The 2,325-nt window shown below is 57.6% G+C and carries 2 protein-coding genes; one reads left to right on the top strand and one right to left on the bottom strand.

The genetic code is table 11. From position 1 onward, the window contains the following. Positions 1 to 492 precede the first annotated feature (492 nt). Positions 493 to 1,713: a hypothetical protein gene (locus M3O22_09165; protein ID MDP9196909.1), complete on the top strand. Its 1,221-nt coding sequence runs from the start codon at positions 493 to 495 to the stop codon at positions 1,711 to 1,713. Positions 1,714 to 1,737: 24 nt separating this feature from the next. Here the strand turns inward: M3O22_09165 and M3O22_09160 are convergent, their stop codons facing one another. Next, positions 1,738 to 2,238: a hypothetical protein gene (locus M3O22_09160; GenBank protein ID MDP9196908.1), complete on the bottom strand. Its 501-nt coding sequence runs from the start codon at positions 2,236 to 2,238 to the stop codon at positions 1,738 to 1,740. Between the last annotated feature and the right edge of the window lie 87 nt (positions 2,239 to 2,325).

The following is a 2,325-nucleotide window of genomic DNA, read 5'->3' as shown; positions in this document are numbered from 1 at the left end:
CGCCCCCAGAGAGGGCCACACATGTCATATTTTACGCCAAGCCGTACTCCGCTCATAACAGTCTCTGTGCATCCAGACATAATCTGCCCGAAATTTGCAAACCCTGCAGGCGTAGGGCGGCTGGCCTCAGTTGTTTCGCTCAGGTTTGGATGCTGAACGCAGCTGTCCAGTTCCAATTCGGGAGATTCCTCATACGGGAGCTGTTCCTCTCCGGGGCAGGCGGCAGTAAAAAAGGCTGTGGCAAGGGCGGCGGCCAAGGGAGACCGGAAGCTTTTTCTCATTATTGTTCCTCATTTTTTCAGGGTTACTTCAAGTGTTGCTTCAAACGTCGCGGCAACCATAGGTTGCGTTCCACGTCCTGTCAATCTTCCTTATACATGAGAAAACGATCAACAGCCTGATGTTGATCATTAAAAATGTTCACAAGTTTGCTTTCTGTTAAAGCTTTCTGTCTAAGGTACCTGCAGTATCGACAGGACAGGACTGTTTTTCATGCGTACCGGGACGAGATCTCTTCTTTTTGCCTCGGCCTCTGCCCTGGCCCTCATGGCCTGCGGCGAGCGAAAGCCCACCCCCTGGGAAAGGGCCGATCTGCTGACCACCGTGGTGAAGGTGACCCCGGAACACACGAACCTGACGGTGGAAGAGTGGAACGAACTGTGGAGGCTCCGACAAAAGGGTATCATTGGCGTGGCCCATGCAAGAGCTGCCCGGGCCTGCGCCAGCGTTCTGAAGGATGCAGAAATCATAAAGGGCAACCCGGCCCCGCTGGGCCCGGAAGACAGTCCGGAAAACCTGAAGTTCTACGACAGCTGCGCCAGAGCCCTGCTGACTGTACAGCAGTCCTGGCCTCCGGTCGGGCATATCCTTCTGCGCTATGCCAACGGTCCCGACTGGCCCGTGTGCGTTGTGATCAGCAACGGAGATCCACAGGCCGGTGTCTTTCCCTGGTTCAGAAGCAACCTGTGGGGCGATTCGAATCTTCCCGCCCCTGCCGATGCCGTTTCTGATCCGGAAACGCGGGTGTTTCTGGAGGAGGCCGGCTGGCTGATGCAGAAGTTCCTCTGCGGTGAGGCGCCCCCCGCAACGGATGAGGAGCGCTTCCGCCAGTATATGGATGGCCTGGAATACGTCTTTGACCACAGCCTGGGAACGGGAATCGGACAGTCCATGACAGATCTGGCCGAAGGAAACAGGATCCCGGGAAACGTGGCCGGTCTGCGAAACCTGCACCTGCTGTTCAGCCTGCACATGTCCCTCAATGCCGCCCAGTGGAGTACAGGAGATCTTGCTCCTGTAGCCCTTTTTGTCCGCGCCCTGATGGAAAAGCAGGATGCTTACGGGGCGGGCCGGGACGACTGGAACGGCGAGCGGTTCTATGCAAACCGCTTCATGGAATTCATCTGGGCCATCGCGCCCCGGAACCGCGACGGGGTTCTGACCCTTGCAGGCATCCACGACACCATGCAGTTCCTGCACAGCCGCCTGCCCCAGGCTTATGGCCAGCCTGCCAGGCCATTGCCGGCATCCGCTGCGGCTCTTGCCCTGGATGAAAATACCACCGGTGTCCTGCGCCGGATCCAGCGCCTGCAGCCCTGGGAGCAGGAAATGTTCCGGGAGTTTCTGGAAGGCGGCATGGCCATTTCGGGCCCCTGGCTGTCCGGTGCAGGGGCATCAGGGCAGAATACCCTGACCATAGCGCCCCTGCCCTGAAATCACTTCCGTCTGTCCAGCTGTTTACCGGTTTTCAAGGGCAAAATGGGGAACATCGTCCGGATTTCCGCTGCTGGCGTTCGGATTGCACTGGTTCGAGGCCAGCAGCTCCATCGCGTCAGTCGTTCCGTCCGGAAGGGTTGTTCTGTTTCCGTCCTCCGGAAACTGGCCGGTTCCCGGATTTTCCATGTAGACATAATCCTCTGCAATATAAACTGCCTCCACGCCATTCCTGCACACAGGTGATGATACGGACTGGCCCATCGTATTCCGGCACGTCACATGGAACAGGGCGCTGGGCTCGCCATCCCTCTCCCCGCGCCGGACCGCCATCCCGAACGCGGCATCGCAAGGCCACCCCATGCCCGCAAACACACTCCACAGATGGGCTTCTGCGGCAACGCAGACCTGGTCCTTATATGCAGGCATCTCCGGTATTCCGCCACAGCCGGCCGCTGCAGCCACCAGTGAAAGTTCTGCAGAAAGCTTCACAAAAAATCTGGAAACCCGACTTGCTACAGACATTTTTTTCCCCCTGTCTGACAGTTTCACCAAAAGTTTCAGCCATGAGATCTATGCCCCGGAAAAGTTTTCGTCATCAAGGCATAATCC

This window comes from Pseudomonadota bacterium (assembly GCA_030775045.1).
Classification (GTDB): Bacteria; Pseudomonadota; Alphaproteobacteria; order JALYJY01; family JALYJY01; genus JALYJY01.
The sequence above is the reverse complement of the archived record's forward strand: the minus strand, read 5'-3'. Positions and strand labels throughout refer to the sequence as shown.